4 protein-coding genes, 1 rRNA gene and 1 pseudogene are annotated in these 6,357 nt (G+C 49.4%); 4 read left to right on the forward strand and 2 right to left on the reverse strand.

Features of this window, described 5'->3' with window-relative positions; translation table 11 throughout:
- A 5S ribosomal RNA gene (gene rrf, locus K4A83_RS24120) occupies positions 1–104 on the forward strand; the annotation flags it as partial.
- A 357-nt stretch (positions 105–461) separates the two neighbouring features.
- Here rrf and gyrB read toward each other — a convergent pair.
- Both gyrB and K4A83_RS21400 read right to left on the reverse strand, forming a co-directional pair.
- Positions 462–2,393: a DNA topoisomerase (ATP-hydrolyzing) subunit B gene (gene gyrB, locus K4A83_RS21395; protein WP_265266738.1), complete on the reverse strand. Its 1,932-nt coding sequence runs from the start codon at positions 2,391–2,393 to the stop codon at positions 462–464.
- A 132-nt stretch (positions 2,394–2,525) separates the two neighbouring features.
- Positions 2,526–3,764 carry a glycosyltransferase family 4 protein gene (locus K4A83_RS21400; RefSeq protein ID WP_265266739.1) on the reverse strand — a complete coding sequence of 413 codons (1,239 nt, stop codon included), beginning with the start codon at positions 3,762–3,764 and terminating at the stop codon, positions 2,526–2,528.
- Positions 3,765–3,922: 158 nt separating this feature from the next.
- On the opposite strand from K4A83_RS21400, the gene K4A83_RS21405 reads away from it, so the two are divergent.
- The 3 genes and pseudogenes from K4A83_RS21405 to K4A83_RS21415 form a co-directional block, all read left to right on the forward strand.
- Entirely contained in the window at positions 3,923–4,432 is a 510-nt protein-coding gene (locus K4A83_RS21405; RefSeq protein ID WP_407810260.1) for a hypothetical protein, read from the forward strand.
- Between the two features lie 13 nt (positions 4,433–4,445).
- The gene (locus tag K4A83_RS21410; RefSeq protein ID WP_265266742.1) at positions 4,446–5,333 is read left to right on the forward strand and encodes a hypothetical protein; all 888 of its coding nucleotides are present in this window, start codon (positions 4,446–4,448) and stop codon (positions 5,331–5,333) included.
- Positions 5,334–5,994: 661 nt separating this feature from the next.
- A pseudogene (locus K4A83_RS21415) lies at positions 5,995–6,357 on the forward strand (hypothetical protein); the annotation flags it as partial.

Genomic DNA, 6,357 nt, shown 5'->3' on the forward strand with positions numbered 1-6,357 from the left:
CCCTTCGGCCCCACTCCGATCCCTTCCCGAACTCGGTTGTGAAACGTTGGCGCGGCTACGATACTTTGAGGGTTGCCTCTTGGGACAATCGCTCCTTGCCAGGCCTAATTTTTACACAAAACGCTCTGCTGTTTCTGCTCTACTGTTTTTTCAGTGGGGCGTTTTTGGCTTTGATGTCTCGTATAGCACTACTTTTTATGTTATGGTCTTAGATCGACTCTTTTTAGAGTTGATCTAAGACCGTATTATAGCAACCGCCTCAGAAGTGTTGAAGGCATCCACTCGACTGAACAAAAAAACTCTTCTAAACTAGAGCTTGCTGAAAAACTCGGAGAGTCGGGAATCGGGAGTCGGGAAAATGCCATTGTATCTAATCGTTACCGTTGCAGTAGGGGCAATTCATGTTGCCCCTACACCATACGCCCCCCTATTCATGGGATTAGAGCCATATTCAGCAAGCCCTAAATATCGAGATCCATCAGGTTGAGACGAGGCCCGTGGGTTTCGATGTATTCCCGTCGGGGGGCGACTTTATCCCCCATCAGGGTGGTGAACATATTCTCTGCTTTGGCGGCGTCTTCAATGTCTACTCGTTTGAGCATTCGGGTTTCTGGGTTCATGGTGGTTTCCCAAAGCTGTTGAGGCATCATTTCCCCTAACCCTTTGAACCGTTGGATGGTGTAGTTGGCGTTGGCGGGGAATTGGGCGATCGCCTGTTGTAGTTCGCGATCGCTATACAAGTATTGATGACTGCGGCCGCGTTCTAGCTTATACAAGGGCGGACAGGCAATGTAAACATACCCCTGATCCACTAATTCCCGTTGATAGCGGTAGAAAAAGGTCAGCAACAAAGTGCGAATATGGGCCCCGTCTACGTCTGCGTCGGTCATTAACACCACACGATGATAACGCAGGTTAGAGGGATCAAATTCTTCCCCTTTAATGCCCAATCCGAGGGCTGTAATTAAGGATTGAATCTCGGTATTTTTATAGATTTTCGCATCATCGGTTTTTTCGATGTTCAGGATTTTACCCCGTAGGGGGAGAATGGCCTGAAAACGGCGATCGCGTCCTTGTTTGGCAGAACCTCCGGCCGAATCCCCTTCCACAATGAAAATCTCCGACTCGGAAGGATCTCTCGTGCTACAATCGGCCAATTTCCCCGGCAAGGGAGAGGATTCTAACACCGACTTCCGACGCACCAACTCCCGCGCTCGTCGTGCCGCTTCCGCCGCCTTATAGGCCTGTACCGCCTTCTCAATAATCGAGTCGGCGACTTGGGGGTTAAACTCTAAATACTCATTGAGGACTTCCCCCACCAGAGAATCCACAATCCCCCGGACTTCCGTATTCCCTAACTTGGTTTTAGTTTGTCCCTCAAATTCTGGATCCGGCACCTTAACGGAAATCACCCCCGTTAAGCCTTCCCGCACATTCTCCCCGGCCAAGTTAGATTCATTTTCCTTAATCTTGTTGCGTTTGCGCCCCACAGAATTCAATGTGCGAGTTAAAACCGTTTTTAACCCCTCTAAATGAGTCCCCCCGTCAATGGTGCGAATATTATTGGCAAAGCCCAATAAATTATCACTGTAGGCATCGACACACCACTGAAGCGCCACTTCAACCGTCACACCATCCCGTTCTCCTTCCACATAGATAATATCCGCGTGGAGGGGTTCTTTCTCCCGGGTCATATAGGTGACATATTCCCGAATCCCCCCCTCATAACAATAGCTTTCGGTGCGAGTTTCGGTGGGGCGGTCATCGGTAAAAGTAATCCGAACCCCTTTATTTAAGTAAGCTAACTCCCGTAACCGTCCGGCGAGGGTGTTGTAGTCAAAATCCCGGGTTTCGGTGAAAATCTGCTCATCGGGGAGGAAACAAACAGCCGTCCCGGTGCGGTTTTTCTCCTGGCTGGGGGCTTCGGTGAGATCCCCCATTGGCACGCCCCGTTCATAGCGTTGGGTGAACACTTTATTCTCCCGGTAAACTGTGACGTTTACCCAAGCCGAGAGGGCATTGACCACAGACACCCCAACGCCGTGTAATCCCCCTGAGACTTTATACCCACCCCCGCCGAATTTCCCCCCCGCGTGTAACACCGTCATCACCGTTTCTAGGGCTGATTTCCCGGTGGTGGGGTGGGTGTCGGTGGGAATGCCCCGTCCGTCATCGGTGACTGCAACAGAACCGTCGGCATTAATTTCGACTTCAATATGGGTGCAATAGCCCGCTAAGGCTTCATCAATGGAGTTGTCCACCACTTCATAAACTAAGTGATGGAGGCCACGGGGACCGGTTGAGCCAATGTACATCCCGGGGCGTTTCCGCACTGGCTCTAGACCTTCTAGAACTTGAATCTGGTCGGCGCTATAACTGCTGCTGCTAGTCATGGACATTCCTCAGTAAAGCCTCAGAGTCGGATTTGACTCGTGAAATGACAAAATCAATCAAAATTCTAACACAAAAGCTTCCAAGGGGACGCTAGGGGGGTTATATTGAATATTTAGGGAGGGGATGCACCGTTACGGTTTTCCTTTCTGTTTGAAGCTTTGGAACAGTTGTTCGTAGCGGTCTAGGGCGGACTCGAAGGAATAATTTTCGATGGCGTATTGACGGCTATTTTGACCCAATTCTTTCACCTTCTCTGGATGATTATACAGATCCCGGATGGCTTCGGCGAGGGCGGCTGGGTCTTCGGGGGGGATCACTAGACCACCTCCACTGGCTTTAAGGGCTTTGGCAGCAGTGCCACTGGCGGGGACGGAGCCGATAATGGCGCGACCACTGGAGAGGAGGACTTGAATTTTTGAGGGCATATTAAACGCTACCACATTACTCTTCTGGACGACTAGACCCACGTCGGCGGCGGAGAGCATTTCGGGTAATTTTTCCCGGGGCTGGAAGGGGCAGAGGGTGACGTTGCCGACTTGTTGTTTTTGGCGGTATTTTTCCAGTTTCTCTAGGCGTTTTTCTTCGCCAACTATGACCAGTTGAATGTCGGGGGTGTCTTGGAGGTAGGTGGCGGCATCGATGACGGTTTCTATGCCTTGGGTGAGGGCAATGTTCCCGGAGTATAAGACAACAAATTTATTGTTGAGGTGGTAAGAGGAGCGGAAATAGTTGTTTTCGCGGGGGTAGGGTTTAATGAAATCGACTTTCACCCAGTTGGGGATGAGGGTGATTTTTTCGGGGGAGACTCCTTTTTCTAGGAGGTTATCGCGGAAACCTTCGGCGATGACGCTGATTTGGCGTGCCATCCAGTAGTTGTATTTTTCGAGGGCGGAGAAAACGGCGATCGCTTTTTTGCTGGTAATTAACCCCACATGAACGGCGGCATCGGGGAGGATGTCCTGTAAATTTAGCACCACTGGACAGCGATAAATCCAACCTAATAGGGAGGCCGGCACCCCCACAGGTAAACCCGGCACGGTGAGTAATATAACATCCGGTCGCCATCCCCTTAAGGCTTGGAAAAAACTCAACCCGGCAAAACTCAGTTCAAAGAGCGCCCGATTTAAAAGGCTGCGTTTGGGGCTAGAACGCACATAACAGCGTTGAATTTTAACGCCGTTGCGTTCTTCAGTTAGGTAGAGTTTCCCTCGGTAGGGTTCATAAATTTCACTTTCTGGATACCAGGGCATGGCCGTAACAACTCGCACCCGATGCCCTCGTTGCACTAATCCCTCGGCTAATTCAGTCATGAGGGGAGCGATGCCGATGGGTTCTGGGTGATAGTTGTAGGAGTAGATCAGGATACGCATGGACTCTCTAAAATTAGGGTTAGGGGGGGATAGGGGAGTTTCCTACCCTAACTCTGCCCCGTTTTCGATTCAGGGTAAACATTTTTAACGGAATTTGCGGGTGGGCAGGAGTTCGGTGACAATGGACGGAATATATCTCATCTCACAGAATAGGGTGAATGGTTATGTTCCGACTTAAGAAATTTTTAGCCCCATTATTATTATCCCTGCTGTTGTTAATTACAGCCTGTGATTCTGCACCGCCTTCTGATTTTCAACAGGCCCAACAGGAGAGTACCCAACGGGGGGCCAGGGCAGTAGATCGCGAGGCTGTGGCAGGAGGTGAGTTTAATAAGTTCTTCCCCCGTTCCCAAGCGGGCTATGAGGTGGTCTATGCTCAGGAGAAAAAGGGCTTTGCGGAGGCGAAGTTAAAACGGGAGGGGCGAGATGTGGCCATGTTGGCGGTGTCGGATACGGTGAGTAATCCCGAAGCTGCCCAGAAGTTCGCGAATAGTACGGAGCAGATTCAGGGCTATCCGGTGGTGGCTCAAGGGAATACGGCGACGGCGCTGTTGGTGGCGGATCGGTTTCAGGTGAAGGTGTTGTCACGGGATCCGGAGTTTACGGAGGGCGATCGCAAAACTTGGTTAGGGAAGTTTGATCTGAGTGGTTTAGCACGGTTGAAGTAATTGGAGGACTGTGATGAGTAAGCCGATTTTTGAGTTAGTGGATGAATTACCGACGGATAATTTCACGGTGAAGGTGTTGCGGGGTCTGGATTTTGTCATTCCGGGGCAATGGAATAATTTGGTGGGGTTTAAAAATACGATTCGGGAGGTGACGGGGGAAACCGATGCCGATTTAATCCAACAAATTGGCGATCGCGCTGTTTGGCTCTACAATGACAAGTCTCAAGGCTATCAACGGGCGATGTGGCTTTACCAAACGGTGGATCGCACAGATTCGGCCCTCGGGGCTGCCGCTTTAGCCAATAAGGTGGGGGAAAAAGTCCCCCTTTTGGGCTTTTTGAGCAATATTACCCCCAAGGCGGATAAGGCTCAAACCATTGATCTCTGCTTAAAGTTAGTGGTGGAAGTGGTGGCCTTTTGCCAAATTAATGGCATTCCGGGGGATAGTTTGGGGGATTTTGTCCGTTCCTTGGCGGACTATGGGGGAGAATCCTTAATGCGGATGTCAGCCCTCGTCTGTTTGGATGCTTTAATTCCCCTCGGCCCGGATTTTATCCAAAAGGCCCAAGGAATGTTAGGGGATTTAAGCCCCAAAGAATTGGAAAGTAATGGCACCTTTAGTAGTATCAAGGATTCCATTCCGGGGAATAATGCGGCGAAAAAACTGGACTTTATCGGTCAGAGTTTTGATTCTGTGCAAGGGTGGATGGGGGGATTTGTGCGCGATCGCGATTTAACCCCGCAAAAAGTCACCAGTAACCTCACCCGCTTTGTGGAGATTGCCGATGATAAACTAGACTACCTCGCCGCCTTTCTGGATATGAGTACCAATTACTACGAACATACCGGAACGCAAACCCTAGCCCGGCGGTTAATTGAACGGGCTGTGGCGGAAATTTAAGAGTCGAACAAAAGACAACTACCATCGACTTTGATAGGAGAGACAAGGGGTTTCCTTGTCTCTTGTTTTAGGGCTTAGGGATTGCTCTGCATCACAACTTCTCGGCCTAGAACAAGAAGCTAGAATCTGAGATCGGAGCAAGGAGGAAATATCAAACCTTCGGGGCCTTGATCACCGGGCAACAACAAGGAAAATCCCGACAAAATGCGATCGCCCTCACCTTCCTCTCACATCAAGCTCAGTCTTCCCCTTGTCCAAAATAACACCCTTGACACCACCTCCATCACTTTCTCCACCAGCCTTTTAGCCGAAAATAAAAGAGTCAAACCTCCAACAAACTCAATCTTGGCTAACAAATTGCATCAAACTTTCCCCGAATCCCAGAGATCCCCATAGTACAGGATAGATTGAGCATTAATGCTTAAGTATAAATGCTAAAATATAACCCCTTTTGCGTAAAAATGGCAATTCTCTCTCAACTTCATCAAAACTTTAAACAAATTCCTCGAAAATTTACGGAACTTTCCGTATAATCTCTGAGTATAGAGTGAAAAAATTGCGGTTGACTCCTTAAAAATCTGTAAATCAAGAGAGCAATCGTTTCATTCTAGTCATGCAGCATCGTGGAAAACTCCAATCTTGGCACAGGGCAGCAAACATTATGAAAGGGATTCTCAAACCAGTCGGCATTAAATACCGTTACAAGACCAGCAAACCCGTTGAAAGTAGTACCATTTGGGCAACTAGCGGCATTTTATTAGTCACCGCCTACCTTTTTGGAGCTAGTTCCCACTACCAATATTTAGATCAAATGAAAGCGGAGTTTCTGGAGTCTAAGGCGGAAACAATTGTCTCCCTTGAACAACAGATTGATTGGGCTGCCGTGCAGTATTTGCGTTCTGCTGACCCCTCCCTTGATCAGTTTTTTGAACCACCAACACCCTCCCCCTCAAAAGACAGTCCTCAAGCCCCTGCCCCCTCCCCCAAACCCCTAACCTCCCCCGCTCAAGCCCCACAACAATCC

It is taken from the genome of Spirulina subsalsa FACHB-351 (assembly GCF_026130165.1).
In the GTDB taxonomy this organism is placed as follows: domain Bacteria; phylum Cyanobacteriota; class Cyanobacteriia; order Cyanobacteriales; family Spirulinaceae; genus Spirulina_A; species Spirulina_A subsalsa_A.

Coding starts and splice junctions, on each gene's coding strand:
- K4A83_RS21400 (WP_265266739.1), bottom strand. CDS start 3,764: ATGCGTATCCTGATCTACTCCTACAACTATCACCCAGAACCCATCGGC.
- K4A83_RS21410 (WP_265266742.1), top strand. CDS start 4,446: ATGAGTAAGCCGATTTTTGAGTTAGTGGATGAATTACCGACGGATAAT.
- gyrB (WP_265266738.1), bottom strand. CDS start 2,393: ATGACTAGCAGCAGCAGTTATAGCGCCGACCAGATTCAAGTTCTAGAA.
- K4A83_RS21405 (WP_407810260.1), top strand. CDS start 3,923: ATGGTTATGTTCCGACTTAAGAAATTTTTAGCCCCATTATTATTATCC.